This is a genomic window from Arthrobacter sp. 179 (genome assembly GCF_052379645.1).
Lineage (GTDB): Bacteria > Actinomycetota > Actinomycetes > Actinomycetales > Micrococcaceae > Arthrobacter_H.
Genome location: NZ_JBQSYU010000024.1, coordinates 23,331 through 42,199, shown reverse-complemented (window position 1 = coordinate 42,199; position 18,869 = coordinate 23,331). Strand labels below are relative to the sequence as shown.

Here is an 18,869-nt window from a genome sequence, read left to right as displayed (position 1 = left end):
TCTCAGGCGTCCTTCCCGTAGTCGGCGTGGTGGGGGTTTTCCCAGATGACGGTGCCGCCCATGCCCAGGCCGACGCACATGGTGGTCAGGCCGTAGCGCACGGAGGGGTCGGCTTCGAACTGCCGGGCGAGCTGGTTCATCAGCCGCACGCCCGAGGAGGCCAACGGGTGCCCGACGGCGATGGCCCCACCATAGCGGTTCACCCGCGGGTCGTCGTCGGCGATCTCGTAGTGGTCCAGGAACGACAGGACCTGCACGGCGAAGGCCTCGTTGATCTCGAAGAGCCCGATGTCCTCGATGGTCAGGCCGGCCTGGGCCAGGGCCTTCTGAGTGGCGGGGACCGGGCCGATGCCCATGACCTGTGGTTCGACGCCGGCGAAGGCGTAGCCGACCAGGCGCATCTTCGGGGCCAGCCCGAGCTCCTCGGCCGTCTCGGAGGAGGTCAGTAGGGCCGCGGTGGCGCCGTCGTTCAGTCCGGCGGCATTGCCGGCGGTGACATGGCCGTGGGCGCGGAAGGGGGTGCGCAGGGACTCCAGGTCCTCGAGCGTGGTCCCGGGCCGGGGCGGTTCGTCGGTGGTGTTGAGGGCCCATCCCTCACCCGGGCGGCGCGCCGCGACGGGAACCAGGTCGGGCTGGATGTCGCCGGCCTCATAGGCGGCGGCCAGCTTCTTCTGGCTGGCCAGGGCGTAACGGTCGGCCCGTTCCTTGGTGATGGCCGGGAAACGGTCGTGCAGGTTCTCGGCGGTGTTGCCCATGTTCAGGGCCGCCGGGTCCACGAGGCGTTCGGAGACAAAGCGCGGGTTCGGATCGGCATCGGCGCCCATGGGGTGGTTGCCCATGTGCTCGACACCGCCGGCCACGACGACGTCGTAGGCGCCGAAGGCGATGGAGGAGGCGGTGGTGGTCACCGCGGTCATCGCTCCGGCACACATCCGGTCGATGGCGAAGCCTGGAACGGACTGGGGCAGTCCGGCCAGCAAGGCCGCCGTACGGCCGATGGTCAGGCCCTGGTCACCGGTCTGGGTGGTCGCGGCGATGGCGACCTCGTCGATGCGCTCCGCCGGGACCTCGGGGTTGCGGCGCAGCAGATCGCGGATGCACTTGACCACCAGGTCATCGGCGCGGGTGCCGTGGTAGATGCCCTTGTCTCCGGCCTTGCCGAAGGGGGTGCGGACGCCGTCGACGAACACGACGTCGCGGACCTGCCGGTTGCGCGGCAGCGCGCGTGCGGATGTTGGGCTCACTGGGGGTGACTCCTTGCGTGGAATGAATGTGATCCAGTCCATATGTTACCGGTGAGTAACTAGAGGCGCAAGGCGTGCGGGACCCGCCGTGTCACCGGTGGGCCGCAAGACCCCCGCAGCAGGTGGGCGGGGCCGGTCATTCGGCCTTGGAAGCGTGCTTCTTCGGCAGGGGATCGGGATCCAGGAAGGCGACGGTGATGATCGGAGCGGTTTCGTGGATCTGCCAGTCACGGGCTCCCAGTTCGGCCAGGGCGGCGGCGATGGCTTCCGGGGTGACCTCCTCCGGTGGTCGCCAGGCCAGCCGACGCAGGGTGTCGGGGGTCAGCAGGTTCTCTGTGGGCATCTCCAACTGCTCGGCCCGCCGGGCGACCCGGGGTTTGGCGGTGCCCAGGCGGCGGGCCGCGGCCTCGTCCTTATCCGGCCAGGTGCGGGCCGGCGGTGGGGCCGAGGTGGGGATGTGCATGGGTGGCAGCTCGTCGGCATGCCGGGCCGACTGCAGGCAGCGCAACCAGCGCGGGGCTTCCTTGCTGGCCGCCCGACCATGGAAACCGGGGGTCTTGAGCATCTGCGGGACGGTGGTGGGCATGGCCTTGGCCGCCGCGATCAGTGCGGCATCGGGAATGAGGCGGCCGGGGGCGACGTCGCGGTTCTCCGCCAACGACTCCCGTTCGAGCCACAGGGCCCGGACGGCAGCGAGCTGGCGACGGTCGCGCAATTGGTGCAGGCCCGAGGTCCGGCGCCACGGATCAACGCGCGGGGCCGGGGCCGGGGCGGTGCGGATGGCCTCGAATTCCTCGGCCGCGAACCCCAGCTTGCCGGATTCCTCCAGCAGCTCGGCCAGGGCGATCCGCAGCTCGTCGAGGACCTCGACATCCAGGGCGGCGTATCTGAGCCAGGAATCGGGAAGCGGGCGGGTGGACCAGTCGGCGGCGGAGTGTTCCTTGGCCAGCCGCAGGCCCAGCAGGGACTCCACGACCGGGCCGAGGCCGACGCGCGGCAGGCCGGCGAGGCGCCCGGCCAACTCGGTATCGAAGAGCGCGTCCGGGTGCATCCCGAGTTCCCCCAGGCAGGGAAGGTCCTGGGTGGCCGCATGCAGGATCCATTCCACCCCCTGCAGGGCCTCGTTCACGGGGAGCAGGTCGTTGAAGGGAACCGGGTCGATCAGCCAGGTCCCCGCGCCGCGGCGGCGGAGCTGGACCAGGAAGGCGCGTTGGCCGTAGCGGAACCCCGAGGCCCGCTCGGCGTCCACGGCCACCGGCCCGCTACCGGCCGCCAGGGCGCGGGCGGCACGGAGCAGACCGGCGTCGGTGTTGACCACGGGGGGAACTCCATCGCGGGGTTCCGTCAGCGGGGTGGGTTCGGGCGCCGGGGGCGTCGGATCCTCGAGATCGGTGGGGGCGGGGGTGCTGTCGGTGTGCGAAGTGGTCATGATGGAACCAATTCTAGTGGATTCAACTCCGGCGGCGGCGTGGAAGGGCCGTCACGCCCTCCGGCAGGGGTGGCAAACCGGCGAAGGTGCACACCATATCGCTCCAGGCCTCCAGATGGGACCGGAGCTCGGCACCCTGCGGGGTCCAGGAGGCCCGCAACTCGATGTCGATGGTTTCGGGCCGCTCCTGCAGACTGCCGAAGCTCTGCGAGAGCATCCGCGTGGCGGTGCCCCCGGCCTCGGCATAATCGGCGTCGTTCTCGTGCAGGGCATCGAGCAACCAGGTCCAGGCCACGGAACCGAGCATCTGATCGTTGCCCATCTCGGCGTCGAGCTGGGCCCGGATGTAGGTGACGATGCGGAAGGTGCCGTTCCAGAGGTCGGAGCCATCGGGATCGTGCAGCAGGATGAATCGTCCCGTCGCCAATTCATTGTCCTCATCGGCACTGCGGGACTCGGTCAGTGCGGTCGCCGCGGGGCCGTGGGGGGACCCGTGGACCCGCGGTGGGGAGTCCAGGACCTGGGCGGAAAGAGCCACCGCGAACGGAGCCAGCCGTGCGGGGGCCGGGATTTCGGCCAAGTGCATTTCGGCACGGCAATCGGCCTGACGGAGTCCGGAGAGCGCCGTCATGAAGTCTGGGGGAACCTGTGCCAGGTCGCCAAGAGCGGTCACGGAACCGAGTCTAGGGTCATCGGTCCGGGGGGCCCGGAAGGCTCGCCGTTGTCCTGCGGGGCGGAGCCCGCCGCTGGGGGAGGACCCCGTGGCACAGCGGTGCACCGTGCCGGTTCGGGCCCGGTGGACTACGGTCGTTCGGGGCGTGCTGTTCGCCGCCACGCGCCATGGACGATCAAGGAACCGGGAGGTGGACCATGTTGGCTGTAGCCGCTGCCGTACCGATCGTGCTCGCGGGCGTGTTGTTCTTCCTGGGCATCAGATCCACCCGGATATCCGTCTGGTCCTTGGCGGTGGGCCTGGTGGTGGCCCTGCTCTTCTTCCCGACGCCTTGGTCGGTGGTCGCCGGGTCGTTGGGCGCCTTCGCCCCGACCATCATCGAGATCCTGCTGATCCTCTATGCCGGGGTCCTGCTGAGCCGGATCATGTCCACCACGGGTGCGATGGCCTCGATTTCCGGCTGGCTACGCTCGAGTGCCCCGTCACGGCGGACCGGGACGCTGCTCGTGGTCTTCGGGATCGTCCCCTTCGCCGAATCGGTGACCGGTTTCGGCATCGGGGTCACCGTGGGCGTGCCGATCCTGCGGTTGATCGGACACTCGGTGCCACGATCGACGATCTTCTCGCTGCTCGGGCTGCTCGCCGTTCCCTGGGGTGCGCTCGGCCCCGGGACCCTGCTGGCCTCCGAACTATCGGGGACCTCGCTGCTGGAGGTCGGGATCCGTTCGGCGATCATTTCCCTGCCGGTCATGCTCGGGGCGGCCTTGCTGGTGACGTTCCTGCTGCGCCATGAAGGGTCCGTGGGCCGGCTGTTCGGCGGCGCCGTGGCCAGTGCCCTGTTGCTCTGGGCGGGGATCCTCGGGGCCAACATCCTGCTGGGAACCCCCTTGGCGGGGGTGATGGGCTCCCTCTTTCCGATCGCCGGGCATCTGCTGGTGTATCGATGGCGCGGATCGCTCGTCGCTGCCGGATGGGTGGTGGCCCGGGCCGCCCTGCCCTATGCCGTCATGGCTGCCGGGTTGCTCACCACCCGGGCCGTGGTGTCGTCCCTGGGGGAGACGCAGCTGGGCCTGCGCGCGATCAGCAGCCCGGCGACCTGGCTCGTCTGCGCCTGTCTGGTTGCCCATTTCGGTCCGGGGCAGCGAAACGGTAGCGGGGGGCCGGAAACGCGGCTGCGGCGCCGGGCGGCCTCGGCCTTCGGGACGTGGCTCCCGGTGGGCGTGGTGACCTTCTGCTTCACCGTCCTGGGCTCGGTACTGGCGTCCACCGGAATGGGCGCGGAGCTGGGAACGGCCTTGGCCGCCATGGGCGGCAGTTATCTGGTGATCGCCCCGGCAGTGAACGCCCTGGCCGGTTTCATCACCGGGTCGAACACCGCCGCCAACGCCATGCTGACCGCCACCCAGACCCAGGTGGCCACCGAACTGGGCAGTTCGGTCCTGCAGATGGTGGCAGCGACCAACGTGGCCGCCTCAATGGCAACGATGGCTGCGCCTTCACGGCTGCTGTTGGCCTATGAATTGGCCGTGGCGACCCCGGTGGGGGCCCCGACCGGCGGGGGAGCCGGGGGCAGGCCCGAGGACCCGCTGGATGCCGAATCAGCGGTCAACCGGTGGGTCCTGCCGCGGATCTTCGGTTTGTTGATCGTCGTTTCGGCGGTTCTGGGGCTGGTCACCTGGGTTCTCTTCTGACCCGGTTCCATCGCTGGCCCGCGGCTGGACCCGCCACGGTTCAGGCGGCTGCGGCGGGTAGACCCAGGCGACCAGCACCACCGAGATGATCATGAGCAGCAACCAGGAGCCGAGTTTGCTGATCGAGACGAATTGCCAGCCGTCGAGTTGGTCGGGGTAGGCCCAGGCATTGGACCAGGTGGCGATGTTTTCGGCGAACCAGATGAACAGGGCCACCAGCACGAAGGCGAGCACCAGCGGCATCCGCAACCGCACCCGGAAGATCCGGAAATGCATCCAGCTGCGACCGAAGACCACGGCCACCGCCCCCATCAGCACCCAGCGTAGATCGACGATGTAGTGGTGGGTGAAGAAGTTCAGGTAGATGGCGGCGGCCAGCACGGCGGTGGCCCAGCGGCGGGGATAGCGATCGAAGCGCAGATCGAAGAGCCGGAAGACCCGGACCATGTAGGAGCCGACCGCCGCGTACATGAAGCCGCTGTACAGCGGGACGTGGCCCAGATGGAGCAGTCCCTCGCCCGAATAGATCCACGACCCGACACCGGTCTTGAACAATTCCATGCCGGTGCCCACCACATGGAACAACACGATGACCCGCAGCTCGCGCAGCGTCTCCAGACGGAAGACGACCATGAGCACCTGGATGAGGACCGCGGCGAGGGTGACCGCATCATTGCGGGCCAGGGCCACGTCCTGGGGGTACCAGAGCCGGGTGGCCAACAAGACCACCAGCATGGCCGCCCCGAAGACGCAGGCCCACGCCTGTTTGGACGTGAAGACCGCGAATTCGATCAGGACCCTGGCCGTCCTGCTGTCGGGGAAGCGGCCGATGAGGCGATGGGCCAGGGACTCGAGGCGCTGCTCGAGCGTGGTGGAGCGGGCGTTGGCGCTAGCCAGCAGCGACCTCCGTGCGGATGGCCGCGGCGAAGCGGTCGACGTCCTCCTCGGTGGTGTCGAAGCCGCACATCCACCGGACCTCGCCGGTGGCTTCGTCCCAGTCATAGAAGCGGAAGTCCTCGCGCACCCGGTCGGCCGCTGCGGGGGGCAGCTTCGCGAACACGGCGTTGGACTCCGTGGGCTGGGTGATTTCCAATCCGTCGATGTCCTCCACCGCGGCCCGGAGCCGCTGGGCCATCGCATTGGCGTGGGACGCCGAGCGCTGCCAGAGGTCACCGCCGTACAGGGCGATGAGCTGGGCGGAGATGAAGCGCATCTTCGATCCGAGCTGCATGTTCATCTTCCGCAGGTATTTCAGTCCGGTGGCGGCCTCCGGATCCAGTACGACGATCGCTTCGCCGTACATCATCCCGTTCTTGGTGCCCCCCATGCTCAACACATCGATCCCCGCATCGCGGGTGAACGCCCGCAGGGGCACGTCCAATGCCGCCGCGGCGTTGGAGAGGCGGGCCCCATCCATATGGACCTTCATGCCTAATTCGTGGGCATGGGAGGTGATCGCCTTCAGTTCCTTGATCGTGTACAGCGTGCCCAGTTCAGTGGACTGCGTCAGGGAGACCGCCAACGGCTGGGCGCGGTGTTCGTCGCCCCAGCCCCAGGCCTCCCGGTCGATCAGCTCGGGGGTCAGTTTGCCGTCCGGGGTCGGCACGGTCAGCAGCTTCATCCCGCCGGCGCGTTCGGGGGCACCATTCTCGTCGACATGGATATGCGCCGTATCGGCGCAGACCACGGCACCCCACCGGGGCAGCAACGATTGCAGTGCGGTCACATTGGCCCCGGTTCCGTTGAACATCGGGAAGGCTTCGGTGGCCGGCCCGAAATGGGACAGGATGACGTGCCCGAGCCGCTCGGTGTATTCATCTTCGCCGTAGGCGATCTGGTGGCCGCCGTTGGCGGCGATCAAGGCCTCGATGATCTCTGGATGGACCCCCGAGTAGTTATCCGATGCGAAGCCGCGGACCATGGTGTCGTGCAGGGATGTGCTCACGTTTATCCTCAGAAGTTGCTGGTGGGAAGTCGTCCCAGTCTATGCCTGCGGCACCAGGGACAAACGGGTGCCGTTCAAGGTCCCGGCATCGGCGTCGAACAGTCCGGCGACCGCACTGCCGAAATCGGCGACGTCGGTGAACCCGGTGAATTCCTTCTCGGGTTCGGCCTCGCGGGCCGCGGCGTCGACGAAGGCCTTGATGACCAGAACGACGGCGGCGGAACGCTGGGGGACGGGATCCTGCTTATGGCCGGACTGGGCGGCCCGCAGGCCCCCGGCGGTGGCCATGGTCCACGCTTCGGCCGCGGCCTTGACGCTGATGTAGTTCGCTCCCGACGCGCTGGGGCGCTGGACCGCAGTGGAAGAGACCACGGCGAGCCGTCCGACGGGGGAGTCGGCGATGTCCTGGTAGAAGGCCCGGGAGGTGTTGCGCAGGGTGGTGAGGACGTGGCGGTGCAGGAAGTCGTAGTCTTCATCCGATTGTCCGCCCAGCCCCTTGCCTCCCCGCCAACCGCCGACCAGGTGGATGAGCCCGTCGATGGCTCCGACCTCGGCGTGGATCCGTTCTGCCAGCGCCGTGGTGGCGGCGTAGTCGCCCAGATCGGTGGCGTAGCGCTCCGAGACGAACCCCAGGCGTTCTTCCAACCGGGCCGCGTTGGTCCCGACGGCCAGGACCCGGGCCCCGGAATCATGCAGTGCCCGGGCGGCGGCCACCCCCGAGGAGGACGTGGCGCCGGCAATGAGGACGGTGGGTATATGCGGTGTGCTCATCTGGCTAGTCTAGGCCGAGGCCGGGACGTCGCCGGCGGTGATGCCGACCGTGGATTCAATGACCGGCTTCATCTTCTTGCCCAGCGCCTCGTAGAACATCGACAGCGGGAACTCATCGTCGAGGACCTGGTTGGTCATTTCCTTCAGGGGCTCCGTCAGCGGCAGGGCTTCCTTGCCCTTCGCCCAGACCGAGGCCGGGTGCGGGGTGAGCGTGGAGGACACCAGGTCGTAGGCAGCCAGCCAGTGGGAGATCTTCGGCCGGTCGATGGAGCGCCAGTACAGATCGTCAATGGCATCGCCCAGGGAGCTGACGACCTGGGCGATGGCGTCCCAGTCGATGGTCAGCTTGGTATCGGTCCAGTGCAGCACGTGGTGCTGGTGCATCCAGGCAAAGAGCAGCTGTCCGCCGAGCCCGTCGTAGTTGCGCACGCGGTTGCCCGTGATGGCAAAGCGGAAGATCCGGTCGAAGATCACCGTGTACTGCACCAGGCGGGCATGCCGGGCGGTCTCGGGGTCCGAGGCGGGGGAGGCGGCGATCTTGACGCATTCGCGGAAGGCGGTGAGATCGCAGCGCAGTTCCTCCAGGGAGTACAGGAAGAAGGGCATGCGCTGTTTGATCATGAAGGGATCGAAGGGCAGGTCCCCGCGCATGTGGGTGCGGTCGTGGATCATGTCCCACATGATGAAGGTTTCCTCGGTCAGCTTCTGGTCGGCCAGGAGTTCGGCGGCCTCGGCCGGCAGATCGAGATTGGTGATCTCGGCCGCGGCGGCGACGACCCGACGGTAGCGGGCGGCTTCGCGGTCCTGGAAGATCGCGCCCCAGGTGAACGCCGGGGTCTCGCGCATGGCCACCGACTCGGGGAAGAGTACCGCGGCGTTGGTGTCGTAGCCGGGGGTGAAGTCCAGGAAGCGCAGCGGGACGAAGAGCTTATTGGAGTAGTCCCCGGCTTCCAGTTCGGCGATGAAGTCGGGCCAGATGACCTCGACCAGCACGGCTTCGACGAAACGGTTCGATGACCCGTTCTGCGTGTACATGGGGAACAGGACGAGGTGGCGCAGCCCGTCGACGCGGTCCAGCTGCGGCTGGAAGGCCTGGAGCGAGTCCAGGAAGTCCGGGACACCGAAACCGCCCTCGGCCCAGGCCTTGAAGTCGGCGACCACCTGATCCAGGTATTCGTCGTCGTGCTCGAAAAGGGGGCGAAGTTCCGCCACGGCATCGGTGATGGTGGTGGTCAATTCCGCAGCGCGGGCCCGATCGTCTGCTTCGGGGACCGAACCGTCCTTGACCTGCAGCTCGTGGAAGGCGGTGGCCGCCGCCTTCAGCTCAAGCCACGAGGGATGGTTGGCGAGGTCCTCGCCGTGTCCGCTGGTGGTGTCATGGGTCATGGTTGCCTGGGACATCGGTCCTGCACCTCGAATCATCTCCGGGGCCGCGCTGGGTGCGCCGGCCTGCTGCCGTGGTGGTTCCAGCCTAGGAGAGATCAAGCACTGCTGGCGTGTGGAGCGAGTGAGGCCAAGAGATACTCATGCTTGTGCGGAGGAATACCTTCCGCAGACCCAGCGCGGGGGCAGGCTGCCGTGGCAGTCGCCGCTAGGCCTGGGCGGGACGCAGGGTCAGCGACACCGAGTTGATGCAGAAGCGCTGGTCGGTGGGGATGTCCAGCCCCTCGCCCTCGAAAACGTGCCCCATATGGGAATCGCAGGAAGCGCAGCGGACCTCGATGCGTTCCATGCCCAGGGACTTGTCATGCAGATAGCGCACGGTCCCTTCGGCCAGGGGAGCGAAGAAGGAGGGCCACCCGCAATCGGAGCCGAACTTCTCCTTGCTGGTGAACAGCTCGGCCCCGCAGGCCCGGCAGGCGTAGACACCTTCGGTGGTGCTATCCCAGTACTCGCCGGTGAAGGGGCGCTCCGTCCCTGCTTGTCGAAGCACCTGGTATTCCTCGGTGCTGAGTTCTTCCTTCCACTGTTCATCGGTCTTGGTGACGGGGAAGGACTGGGCGTTCGAATCAGAAAATGTACTCACATCCGGTCCAACGCCCGGGGAGGCCCGGCCATTCCCGCGGTGGCCGGTCCGGACCCCCGGGTGAGCTGATGAGCCGGCGGGGACTTGGCGCACCCGGGTTGACTTGCCATGATGGGTACATGCGCGAGTACACACGGACCGCCGACCCTGCGACCCCCCAGGCCCCCATGATGCGGTGGGCCGTCCTCGGTGCCGGTGCCGGTGTCGCCGCCGGCTCCCTGCTGGCCGCCAGTGCCTCCGCGTTGGCCGGATACTTCGCCCGGCAAGTGGTGCTTCCGGTACGCAAGACCGAGGATCTGGCGATCCTCGCCGTCGTGCGCGGGGACGAGGGAATGGAAGTGATCCTGCCCGCCACCGCCGAAACCACCGATCCCGGTACCTATTCGCTGTACTTCGACGTCGGCCGCGGCCACGCCAGGATCGGGGAGATCCTCTCCTTCACCCCGGCCGAAGGCACCATCGCCCGCCGCGTGGAGCACGTGTACTCGGGAAACCTGGAGACCGCGGTGCGTGGCTGGTGGTCCGGCGCGGTCTACGAGACCCCCGAGGACGCCGGGTTCGCCTTCGAGAGCGTGGACATCCCCACGTCGGTGGGCAACGCCCCGGCCTGGGTGGTTCCCGGAACCGATCGCGCCGACACCTGGGCGATCATGGTGCACGGCCGCGGGGCGGCACGCACCGAGGGCCTGCGGGCCTTGTCCACCACTGCGGAACTGGGCATCAGTTCACTGCTGCTGTCCTACCGCAACGACGGGGTGGCCCCGTCGGCCGCCGATCAGCGCTACGGACTGGGCAGCACCGAATGGGAGGACGTCGACGCCGGGATCGACTTCGCCCTTCAGCACGGGGCACGCAACGTGATCCTCATGGGCTGGTCCATGGGCGGGGCCATCAGTTTGCAGGTGGCCGATAAATCTCGGCATAAGCGCCATATCCAGGCACTGGTCCTGGATGGCCCCGTGGTGAACTGGATCGACGTCCTGCGCCACCAGGCCAAGGTCAACCGCATCCCCGAAGCCGTCGGGCGGCTCGGGCAATGGTTGCTCTCCAACCGGGCGGGCCGCGCGATCACCGGACTGGCGGCCCCGGTGGACCTGAAGGAGCTGAACTGGATCGCCAAGGCCGACCAGCTGCGCGTTCCCACCCTGATCCTGCATAGCGAAGACGACGACTTCGTGCCGGTGGGCCCCTCGGCCCAGCTGGCCGAACTCAATCCCGAGATGGTCACCTTCGAACGCTTCACGCTCGCGGCACATACCCGCGAGTGGAACGTCGATCCCGAACGCTGGGAGCAGACGGTCATCCGGTGGCTCTCGCGGATCATCGTGGCCCCCAAACCCGGGGCGGGGAATCCCGGCAGCCGGGGCCGCGGCCCGAAGGGCTAGGGGCCGGCCAGCGGAACCGGACGCGCGCCGGTCAACCGGATCAGATCCTGCGGAGCCAATTCAATCTCCAGCCCGCGACGCCCGCCCGAGACGTGGATCGTGGGCCAGTCCAGTGCGGAATCATCAAGGACCGTCGTGGAAGGGTGTCGTTGACCCAGCGGGGAGATCCCGCCCAACACATAGCCGGTACGGCGTTGCGCGTCGGCCGCCTGCGCCAGATGGACCTTCTTCACGTGCAGGGCCATGGCCGCCGCCTTGAGATCCAGCGACCCGGTCACCGGGACGACCGCCACCGCGAGCGCCTCGGACCCCGGGCGGCCGGTATCGATCAGTAGGGTCTTGAAGACCCGGGCGGGATCCACCCCCAGGGCCTCCGCGGCTTCGGCACCGTAGGACGGAGCCTGCGGATCATGCGCGTAGGCATGGGTCCCGTATTCGGCCCCGTCCGCGTCCAGGAGCAGGGTGGCCGGGGTGCCACCGGCGTCGTGGGCGTGCTTCTTCCTGGACATCACGGGGCCTGTTACGCGGCCAGGCCTTCGGCGACCTTGCGTTTGATGCGGCCCAGCAGCGAGGACATCCCGCGCATGCGCAGCGGGGTGATGGCCCGGGTCAGCCCGAGCCGGTCGGGCATGTCGTTGGGTACGGCGAGGATCTCGGCGGCCGGCAAGCCATCGAGGCCTTCCGCCAGGACGCCCGCGAAACCCCGGGAGGTCGGGGCCTCCGGCGGCGCCGAGAAGAACAGACTGACTTCCCGGGCGTCGGTATCGGCGATCTCCAGGGTCAGGAACAGCGGGGTCTGGCATTCCACGACCCGTTCCAGCAACTCCGGGTGTTCGGCGAACCGCTCCGGCAGGGCGGGTAGTTCGTCGGAGAACTCCAGGAGCAATTCGAGGCGCTCGCGCTCGGTGATTGCGTTGAAGTCATCGATGATCTCCGCCAGGGCGGAGGGAATGGCAGTCTCACTCATGGGTGCATGCTCCTTGGTGGGCGGGGGGCCTAGCTGCGGGATGACGAGGCCGGGGCCTCGCCACGCTCGGTACCGACGGCGATCGGAACCCGGACCGCGTTGCCCCATTCGGTCCAGGAACCATCGTAGTTGCGAACGGAATCGAAGCCGAGCAGGTGCTTGAGCACGAACCAGGTATGGCTGGACCGTTCGCCGATCCGGCAGTAGGCAATGACGTCGTCCCCGGGCTTCAGCCCCGCCTCGTCCAAGTAGAGGGCCTCCAGCTCGGGACGGCTGCGGAAGGTGCCGTCCTCGTTGGCCGCCTTGCTCCAGGGAACCGAGGCAGCGGTGGGGATGTGCCCGCCGCGCAACGTGCCTTCCTGCGGGTAGTCCGGCATGTGGGTGCGTTCGCCGGTGTATTCCTCGGGGGAGCGTACGTCGATCAACGGCTTGCCGAAGTGGGCGCTGACATCCTCGCGGAAGGCTCGGATCGCGTCGTCGTTGCGGGGGACCACTGGGTAGTCGACGGTTTCGGGCCGGGGCTTTTCCCTAGTCGTCTCGCGTCCTTCGGCCAACCATTTATCGCGGCCGCCGTCCAGCAGCCGGACGTCTTCGTGGCCGAACAGGGTGAAGACCCAGAGTGCGTAGGCGGCCCACCAGTTGCTCTTGTCCCCGTAGATCACCACGGTGGTCTCCCGGGTGATGCCCTTGGACCCCATGAGCCGGGCGAAGGCTTCACCCTCGACGTAATCGCGGGTGACCTCGTCGTTCAGGTCGGTGTGCCAGTCGATGTTCACGGCGCCGGGGATGTGCCCGGTGGAGTAGAGCAGGATGTCTTCGTTGGATTCCACGACGACCAGGCCGTCATCCTTCAGATGCTCGGCCAGCCAATCGGTGGAGACCAAGCGCCCGGGATGGGCATAGGCGGAGAACTTGGCAGTGGTATCGGCGGCAAGGCCCATGAGGATTCCTCGTTTCACACGGTGGCTGGGGATCTGTCTCCAGCCTACGTCTTCGGGTGCCGGCCTGCTGGGTCGGGCGTCACGTGCCGGTGGCTTTGCGCGCGAGGCGTAAAGTTGGTCATGGTGCGCCCCGCGTGCCGGCCCGTCCCCTCACAAAGGAACCGACCCCGCCCGTGGCACACATCGAACACCTGACCGAACGCATCCCCCAGGTCTCGCCCGACGAACTCCTGGCCGGATTCCATCCGTCCTACCGGTTCGGCGTGGTCTCCTTCGACACCTTCCGTCCGGATCCGGCGCAGCCTTCACAGACCGAGGCGGTGGAGGCCCTGCGGGCCTTCGCCGAGGGCGTCGGTGGCTCGAAGAAGTCCCTGCTGGGACGGATCTTCGGGGGGAAGGGACCGCAGACCAAGGCCGGCATCTATCTCGATGGCGGGTTCGGCGTGGGCAAGACCCACTTGTTGGCCTCCCTCTGGCACGCGGTTCCCGGCCCCAAGGCCTTCGGTACGTTCGTTGAATACACCAACCTGGTCGGCGCCCTGTCGTTCCGCAAGACGGTGGAGGTCCTCAGCGGCTACAACCTGGTGTGCATCGATGAATTCGAACTCGACGATCCCGGTGACACGGTGCTGATGTCGCGGCTGATGCGTGAACTATCCGATGCCGGAGTCAAACTCGCGGCGACCTCGAACACCCTGCCGGGCTCCTTGGGCGAGGGGCGCTTCGCCGCCGTGGACTTCCAGCGCGAGATCCAGGTGCTGGCGGACCAGTTCGATGTCCTGCGCATCGACGGCGACGACTTCCGCCACCGTGGCCTGCCCGAGGCGCCCCGGCCCGTGGATGATGCCGCCCTGGAGTCCACCGCCACCGAACTCTATGCCGATAAGGTCCTGGCCATCGATGACTTCGAAGCGCTGGTGAAGCATCTGTCGAGCGTCCACCCCAGCCGTTACCGGCAGTTGGTGGACGATATCGACATCCTGGTCCTCCACGAGGTCCGGACCATCACCGAACAATCGCTGGCCCTGCGCTTCGTCGTGCTGGCCGACCGGCTCTACGACAAGGACGTTCCCGTCCTGGCCAGTGGGAAACCGTTCAACGAGTTGTTCACCGAGGAGATGATGGCCGGGGGGTACCAGAAGAAGTACTCCCGTGCCGTGTCGCGGCTGACGGCCCTGGCCCGAGAAGGCCAGAAGGCCGAAGTGGCGATCTAGCCTCGGTTCACGAGGTGGTCGTGACGCCCGTGGTGGCGAGCACGATGAGCAACCGGTGCCGGGCAGCCACGGGATCGCCTTCCCAAGTACCCATGACCTCGACGTGCTCGAAGCCCGCAGCGCCCAACGCTTCGATCAGCTCGGTTTCGGTGCGGAAGTACAGGGCGCTGGTGAAGATCCTGTCGGTTCCGTTGGCGAAGAGGTTATGGCTGTCGAAGACGACGACGCCGGGGCGCACCGATGTGACTTCCAACCATTCGGTGAAGGTCCCGAATGCTGCCGGGCGGACATGGGTTGTTTGGTCCGGAGTCCAGTTCTTCCATTCGCGGTGGGCCGGGTTGCGCGTTTCGAAGGCCAAGGCCCCGCCCGGAGTGAGGCTGCGTCGAAGATGGTCGAGCGTCTCCACGAGCTCGTCCGTGCCGATGTGCATGAAGGCGTTCCCGGTGCAAAGCACCAGATCGGCAGGAGCCGAGGGGTCCAGGACACGGGCATCACCGTCGATCCACCTCACCGCACCCGCCCCGGGCCGGCGGCGGGCGTATCCGAGCATCGTGGGGGCTCGGGTCCACACCGATGACCTCGCGCCCGGGGGCCGTGAGGGTTCGGGTCAGCAGCCCGGTGCCGCACCCCAGATCGATGATCTTTCCGGCACCGAGGGTGTCGGCGAGCGACCGGTAGTACTCGTGGTCCCGCCCTGCCGGGTGAGCGGTTTCGTAGAGGGCCACGAGATCCTCGTCGCCCTAGGGGTCCACCATGATCTCAGCCTAATGGCGTCCCGGACGTTCTATCGCCCATCTGACCAACAGCCCCCCGGCCAGCCCCCAGAATGCGGCGCCGACCCCCAGGAACGCGACGCCGGAGGCGGTGATCATGAACGTGGTCAACGCCCCGAACCGGGAGCGTGGGTCCTCGAGGGCGGAAGAGGCCGCGGCACCCAGGGTGCCGAAGAGCGCCAGACCCGCGGCTGCGGTCAGCAGGCCCTCGGGGGCGGTGACGGCGATCGCCCCCACCACGGTGGCCCCCAGACCGAGGAGGAAGTAGAAGCCGCCGGCGGAGACCGCGGCGATCCAGCGGCGCGAACGGTCGGGTCCGGCTTCCTCGCCGGCGGCGAGGGCCGCGGAAATCGCGGCCAGGTTGATGGCATGCCCGCCGAAGAAGGCGGCGCCGAGTCCGGCAGCGCCGGTGGCCAGCATGGAAGCGGTCCAGGGGGTCTTGTAACCGAACCCGGACAGGACGGCCATCCCGGGGATGTTCTGCGAGGCCATGGTCACGATGTACAGGGGCACCGCGACGCCGGTGGCTCCGGCCCAGGTGAATTTCGGCAGGGTGAATTCCAGCCGGGGCCATAGATCGCCGGGCAGCGCCGTTCCGGTCTGGGCCGCGTTGAACAGGACGATCAGCAACGTGGCGGCCATGGCAGCCGGGACGGCCCACCGAGGCGCCCAGCGCATGCACACGAGCCAGACCAGGATGATCGCCCCGGCCATGAGCGGGACATTGGCCAGTGCGTGGAACGGGGCCAGACAGAGTTCGAACAGGACCCCGGCGAGCATCGCCTGGGCCAGGGGTGCCGGAAGCCTTCCGAGCAGCCGCCCGATGACCGGGACGGCACCGGTGAGGAAGATCAGCAGGGCACACATCACGAAACCGCCGACGGCCTCGTCCCAGCCGAGCCCGAGCCCGCCGGCGGCCGCCAGCAAGGCGGCACCGGGAGTCGACCAGGCGAAGGTCACCGGACGCCGCGTGGTGACCGCGATGGCAACGGTGCACAAGGAGAACGAGATGGTCAGCGCCAGTAGCCCGGAAGCGGCCTGCCCGGGGCTGGCGCCCACGGCGCTGAGCCCGGCCAGGACGACGGTGAAGGAGGAGGTGAATCCCACCAGGGCGGTGACCAGACCGGCAGTCAGTGGGCGGACGAGATCGCCCGGGGCGGTGGGAACTGGAGTATGGGACATGACCTCGACTGACGGTGGTTCTGTTTACGGAACGACTCTCAGCGTAGTCTGGGTCCATGTCAGCCGCAATCGATCCCCGCATGCTCCACGTCGGCAACCGGATCCGCACGCACCGGCAAGGTGCCGGGCTGTCGCTGACCGGCCTGGCCACGGCCGCGGGCATCGGCAAGGGGACGCTCTCCGAACTCGAGCACGGGCAGCGCAACCCGACCTTGGAGACCCTCTATGCCGTCGCCGGGGTGCTGGGAGTCCCGTTGGCCGGCTTCGTCTCCACCGATGACGGACACCAGCCGGTGGCCTCGCAGGCCACCGGGGGAGCCGGGCCGCTGCCGGGCGATGGAGCGATCTCGGTGGGAGGCGGCCCGGTATCGGCCCGGTTGCTGGAGGCCCGCCGGGTCGCCGACGGGTCGTTGATCGAAGTGTATTGGCTCACGATCGGTCCGGGCCGGAGGGTTTCCCCGGCCCATGGACGGGGCGTGGCCGAACGCCTGGTCCTCGTGGAGGGGGAGGCCGAGGTGGGGCCGGAGGGCCGGACCAAACGGATCAAGGCCGGGCAGGCCCTGTCATGGGAGTCCTCTGGTCGACATGTCTACTCATCGGACGTGGGTGCCGAAGGGGTGCTGACCATCATCAATCCGCCGATCCCCGGGGCCGCCGGGCGTTAACGGGCAGGTGCCGGCCCCGCCTCCCGGCGGGACCGGCACCTGTTTGCCGTGCTCGTGGGCCGGCAGGCGTCCTGTGGGGGACGCGTGGAATTCTAGGTCGGAGGATTCGAGTCGTTGCCGGCTGCCTTGTCGAGAAGGTGGTGGGCGGATTCCTGGAGGTGTTCCACCTGCTCGGAATACCTGCCACCGGTTTTCTCGTCGACGAAACCGCCGACACCGCCTACGGCCCCACGGAGCTTCTCGGCTCCGTCTTCGGCCACTGTCGCGGCCTTGTCCTTGAGTCCCTCGGCCTTGCCCTTGAGCTCGTCAAAAAAAGCCAAGTGCCACCTCCTCTCCTCCGGGAAGCCTTCGAGGCTTCCGTGTGATCACCATCATACCGGCGGACCGCCGGCCAATTCGAGGGGAAGGCAACAAAAAAAACCGCCTGGTCGACCCTGGGGTCATCCGGCGGTTCGTGGAGCGGACAGCGAGACTCGAACTCGCGACCTCCACCTTGGCAAGGTGGCGCTCTAGCCAACTGAGCTATGTCCGCATAAAAACGCTCCGCCGTGGCGGAGCAGTTTCAGTGGGCGATACTGGGTTCGAACCAGTGACCTCTTCCGTGTCAGGGAAGCGCGCTACCGCTGCGCTAATCGCCCTCTTCAGGGTGCAACATTACCGTATGCGAGGTGGGGACGGGATTCGAACCCGCGTATACGGCTTTGCAGGCCGCTGCCTAGCCACTCGGCCACCCCACCGTGACCCGGACCGGTTTCCCGGTCCCGGCTCGATCGACGAATCGACCGTTACAGTGACTTGCGAGCGGACAACGAGATTCGAACTCGCGACCTCCACCTTGGCAAGGTGGCGCTCTAGCCAACTGAGCTATGTCCGCATGTCGGAGAACTGCTCCGTTTCGGTCGCTTTTAGCTTTCCGAACCGGTGCGTTCCAACGAGTAAAAACTCTATACGACGATTCCCCGAAGTTCCAAATCGGGGATGTCATGGGAGCGTCGGAGGGCGGAATCAGGGGGACGAACGGCGCCTGGATCGCCGGTGCGGCACCCGATGCGTCGGACCGGCATGCCAGAATCGTGGGCATGACTTCACCTGCCCTGGCCCACCAGACCACGTACGGCCGCATGTACTCCCGCAAGATCAACGGCCTGCCCGAGGTCCCCTCCATCACCACGGTGATCGGCCAGGCGTCCATGTCCCTGGACGGCTGGATCGGGCACGTGGCCGCCACGGCGGTCACCCAGGACGACCGGCTCGGCGCAGCGGTCGGCAACAAGGCCAAGCTGCGCACCGTGGCGCGGGACGCCTCCAACGCCGCGGAAACCTACCGCAACGAGGCCGCGGCCCGCGGGGACCGCGTCCACAACTACTGCGAACAGGTGGCGCTGCGGGCCTTGGGACGTCCGCATTCCGCCGCCGAGGCACGGGAGGTCCTCCTGGAAAAGGACGAAGGCGGATTCGCCTCGCGCTTCGATGACTGGTGGGACGAATACCGGGTGGAACCGATCGCTGCCGAGGTCACCGTCTGGAACCACACGGTGGGCTATGCGGGAACCCTGGACCTGGTCGCCCGGATCGGTGGACGGCTATGCCTGATCGACTACAAGACCAAGGGCACCGATCGGGACGGGCGGGTCAAGGCATTGGATCCGAAGGTCGTCATGCAGTTGGCCGCCGGCTACAAGGCCGAGGAGGTCGTGGTCGACGCCGAGGCCGGAACCTGGGAGCCCTGGCCCTACGGCGAGGATCCGATGCTGCTCGGGGTGGCCGTGGGGCAGACCGAAGTGCGCACCCTGATGGCCCCGCCCGAGGTTCTGCCGGCCTATTGGAGCAGGTTCTTCGCCTTGCGCCGGGTCTGGGAATCGGGGGTGAAGGTCTCCGAGGCCGGGACCGCGCTGCGGGCCGTGGGACCGCCCCCGGCCCAGTAGACTGGTTCCTGCGTACCGGTGCTGCCGCCAGCAGGGCC

General features: G+C 67.7%; 20 protein-coding genes and 4 tRNA genes. 5 read left to right on the top strand and 19 right to left on the bottom strand.

The window, feature by feature from the left end; all coding sequences use genetic code 11:
• Positions 1-2: 2 nt before the first annotated feature.
• From ACT3UE_RS13255 to ACT3UE_RS13245, 3 genes are all read right to left on the bottom strand, one after another.
• On the bottom strand, positions 3-1,244 hold the full coding sequence (locus ACT3UE_RS13255; protein WP_444554012.1) for a thiolase family protein: 1,242 nt from the start codon (positions 1,242-1,244) through the stop codon (positions 3-5).
• 136 nt (positions 1,245-1,380) lie between these two features.
• Positions 1,381-2,673 (bottom strand): HRDC domain-containing protein, encoded by a 1,293-nt coding sequence (locus ACT3UE_RS13250; protein ID WP_444554011.1) that lies wholly within the window; start codon positions 2,671-2,673, stop codon positions 1,381-1,383.
• Positions 2,674-2,695: 22 nt separating this feature from the next.
• The gene (locus ACT3UE_RS13245) at positions 2,696-3,304 is read right to left on the bottom strand and encodes a DUF3000 domain-containing protein (RefSeq protein ID WP_444566863.1); all 609 of its coding nucleotides are present in this window, start codon (positions 3,302-3,304) and stop codon (positions 2,696-2,698) included.
• 239 nt (positions 3,305-3,543) lie between these two features.
• Between ACT3UE_RS13245 and ACT3UE_RS13240 the strand changes: the two genes are divergently transcribed.
• Complete coding sequence (locus tag ACT3UE_RS13240) at positions 3,544-5,037, top strand: L-lactate permease (protein ID WP_444566853.1); 1,494 nt, start codon at positions 3,544-3,546, stop codon at positions 5,035-5,037.
• Here ACT3UE_RS13240 and ACT3UE_RS13235 read toward each other — a convergent pair.
• The 5 genes from ACT3UE_RS13235 to msrB form a co-directional block, all read right to left on the bottom strand.
• Positions 4,945-6,039 (bottom strand): DUF817 domain-containing protein, encoded by a 1,095-nt coding sequence (locus ACT3UE_RS13235; RefSeq protein WP_444554009.1) that lies wholly within the window; start codon positions 6,037-6,039, stop codon positions 4,945-4,947. The genes ACT3UE_RS13240 and ACT3UE_RS13235 overlap by 93 nt on opposite strands.
• Positions 5,927-6,958 (bottom strand): threonine aldolase family protein, encoded by a 1,032-nt coding sequence (locus ACT3UE_RS13230; protein WP_444554052.1) that lies wholly within the window; start codon positions 6,956-6,958, stop codon positions 5,927-5,929. The genes ACT3UE_RS13235 and ACT3UE_RS13230 overlap by 113 nt, the downstream gene beginning before the upstream one ends.
• A 63-nt stretch (positions 6,959-7,021) precedes the next feature.
• Complete coding sequence (locus ACT3UE_RS13225) at positions 7,022-7,753, bottom strand: SDR family NAD(P)-dependent oxidoreductase (protein ID WP_444566852.1); 732 nt, start codon at positions 7,751-7,753, stop codon at positions 7,022-7,024.
• A 9-nt stretch (positions 7,754-7,762) separates the two neighbouring features.
• Positions 7,763-9,154: a DUF6421 family protein gene (locus ACT3UE_RS13220; protein ID WP_444566851.1), complete on the bottom strand. Its 1,392-nt coding sequence runs from the start codon at positions 9,152-9,154 to the stop codon at positions 7,763-7,765.
• A gap of 190 nt (positions 9,155-9,344) precedes the next feature.
• Positions 9,345-9,779 carry a peptide-methionine (R)-S-oxide reductase MsrB gene (gene msrB, locus ACT3UE_RS13215; RefSeq protein WP_444554006.1) on the bottom strand — a complete coding sequence of 145 codons (435 nt, stop codon included), beginning with the start codon at positions 9,777-9,779 and terminating at the stop codon, positions 9,345-9,347.
• A 119-nt stretch (positions 9,780-9,898) separates the two neighbouring features.
• Between msrB and ACT3UE_RS13210 the strand changes: the two genes are divergently transcribed.
• Positions 9,899-11,164, top strand: a complete 1,266-nt coding sequence (locus ACT3UE_RS13210) for an alpha/beta hydrolase family protein (protein WP_444554005.1) — start codon at positions 9,899-9,901, stop codon at positions 11,162-11,164.
• On the opposite strand, the gene ybaK is transcribed toward ACT3UE_RS13210, so the two are convergent.
• Genes ybaK through ACT3UE_RS13195 form a run of 3 tightly spaced genes read right to left on the bottom strand, consistent with a single transcriptional unit; the run spans position 11,161 to position 13,072 of the window.
• Positions 11,161-11,673, bottom strand: a complete 513-nt coding sequence (ybaK, locus tag ACT3UE_RS13205) for a Cys-tRNA(Pro) deacylase (RefSeq protein WP_444554004.1) — start codon at positions 11,671-11,673, stop codon at positions 11,161-11,163. The genes ACT3UE_RS13210 and ybaK overlap by 4 nt on opposite strands.
• 11 nt (positions 11,674-11,684) lie before the next feature.
• On the bottom strand, positions 11,685-12,131 hold the full coding sequence (locus ACT3UE_RS13200; protein ID WP_444554003.1) for a SufE family protein: 447 nt from the start codon (positions 12,129-12,131) through the stop codon (positions 11,685-11,687).
• 29 nt (positions 12,132-12,160) lie between these two features.
• Positions 12,161-13,072 (bottom strand): sulfurtransferase, encoded by a 912-nt coding sequence (locus ACT3UE_RS13195; protein ID WP_444554002.1) that lies wholly within the window; start codon positions 13,070-13,072, stop codon positions 12,161-12,163.
• A gap of 173 nt (positions 13,073-13,245) precedes the next feature.
• On the opposite strand from ACT3UE_RS13195, the gene zapE reads away from it, so the two are divergent.
• The gene (zapE, locus tag ACT3UE_RS13190; protein WP_444554001.1) at positions 13,246-14,286 is read left to right on the top strand and encodes a cell division protein ZapE; all 1,041 of its coding nucleotides are present in this window, start codon (positions 13,246-13,248) and stop codon (positions 14,284-14,286) included.
• Positions 14,287-14,293: 7 nt separating this feature from the next.
• Here the strand turns inward: zapE and ACT3UE_RS13185 are convergent, their stop codons facing one another.
• The 3 genes from ACT3UE_RS13185 to ACT3UE_RS13175 are packed head-to-tail and all read right to left on the bottom strand — an operon-like array spanning position 14,294 to position 16,241.
• Positions 14,294-14,797, bottom strand: a complete 504-nt coding sequence (locus ACT3UE_RS13185; protein WP_444561231.1) for a class I SAM-dependent methyltransferase — start codon at positions 14,795-14,797, stop codon at positions 14,294-14,296.
• Positions 14,778-15,011 carry a class I SAM-dependent methyltransferase gene (locus ACT3UE_RS13180; RefSeq protein WP_444553999.1) on the bottom strand — a complete coding sequence of 78 codons (234 nt, stop codon included), beginning with the start codon at positions 15,009-15,011 and terminating at the stop codon, positions 14,778-14,780. The genes ACT3UE_RS13185 and ACT3UE_RS13180 overlap by 20 nt, the downstream gene beginning before the upstream one ends.
• Positions 15,012-15,050: 39 nt before the next feature.
• Positions 15,051-16,241 (bottom strand): benzoate/H(+) symporter BenE family transporter, encoded by a 1,191-nt coding sequence (locus tag ACT3UE_RS13175; RefSeq protein ID WP_444553998.1) that lies wholly within the window; start codon positions 16,239-16,241, stop codon positions 15,051-15,053.
• 56 nt (positions 16,242-16,297) lie between these two features.
• Here ACT3UE_RS13175 and ACT3UE_RS13170 point away from each other — a divergent pair, with 56 nt between their 5' ends.
• Positions 16,298-16,906, top strand: coding sequence for a helix-turn-helix domain-containing protein (locus ACT3UE_RS13170; RefSeq protein WP_444566850.1), 609 nt, complete (start codon positions 16,298-16,300; stop codon positions 16,904-16,906).
• A gap of 92 nt (positions 16,907-16,998) precedes the next feature.
• On the opposite strand, the gene ACT3UE_RS13165 is transcribed toward ACT3UE_RS13170, so the two are convergent.
• The 5 genes from ACT3UE_RS13165 to ACT3UE_RS13145 all read right to left on the bottom strand — a co-directional run bounded on the left by ACT3UE_RS13165 (position 16,999) and on the right by ACT3UE_RS13145 (position 17,780).
• Positions 16,999-17,226 (bottom strand): Rv0909 family putative TA system antitoxin, encoded by a 228-nt coding sequence (locus tag ACT3UE_RS13165; protein ID WP_444553996.1) that lies wholly within the window; start codon positions 17,224-17,226, stop codon positions 16,999-17,001.
• Positions 17,227-17,361: 135 nt separating this feature from the next.
• Positions 17,362-17,438, bottom strand: a tRNA-Gly gene (locus ACT3UE_RS13160).
• Positions 17,439-17,472: 34 nt separating this feature from the next.
• Positions 17,473-17,544, bottom strand: a tRNA-Val gene (locus ACT3UE_RS13155).
• Positions 17,545-17,572: 28 nt separating this feature from the next.
• Positions 17,573-17,643 (bottom strand) — tRNA-Cys (locus ACT3UE_RS13150).
• Between the two features lie 63 nt (positions 17,644-17,706).
• Positions 17,707-17,780, bottom strand: a tRNA-Gly gene (locus tag ACT3UE_RS13145).
• Positions 17,781-17,985: 205 nt separating this feature from the next.
• Here ACT3UE_RS13145 and ACT3UE_RS13140 point away from each other — a divergent pair.
• Positions 17,986-18,831: a cytochrome gene (locus tag ACT3UE_RS13140; protein ID WP_444566849.1), complete on the top strand. Its 846-nt coding sequence runs from the start codon at positions 17,986-17,988 to the stop codon at positions 18,829-18,831.
• Positions 18,832-18,869: the final 38 nt, after the last annotated feature.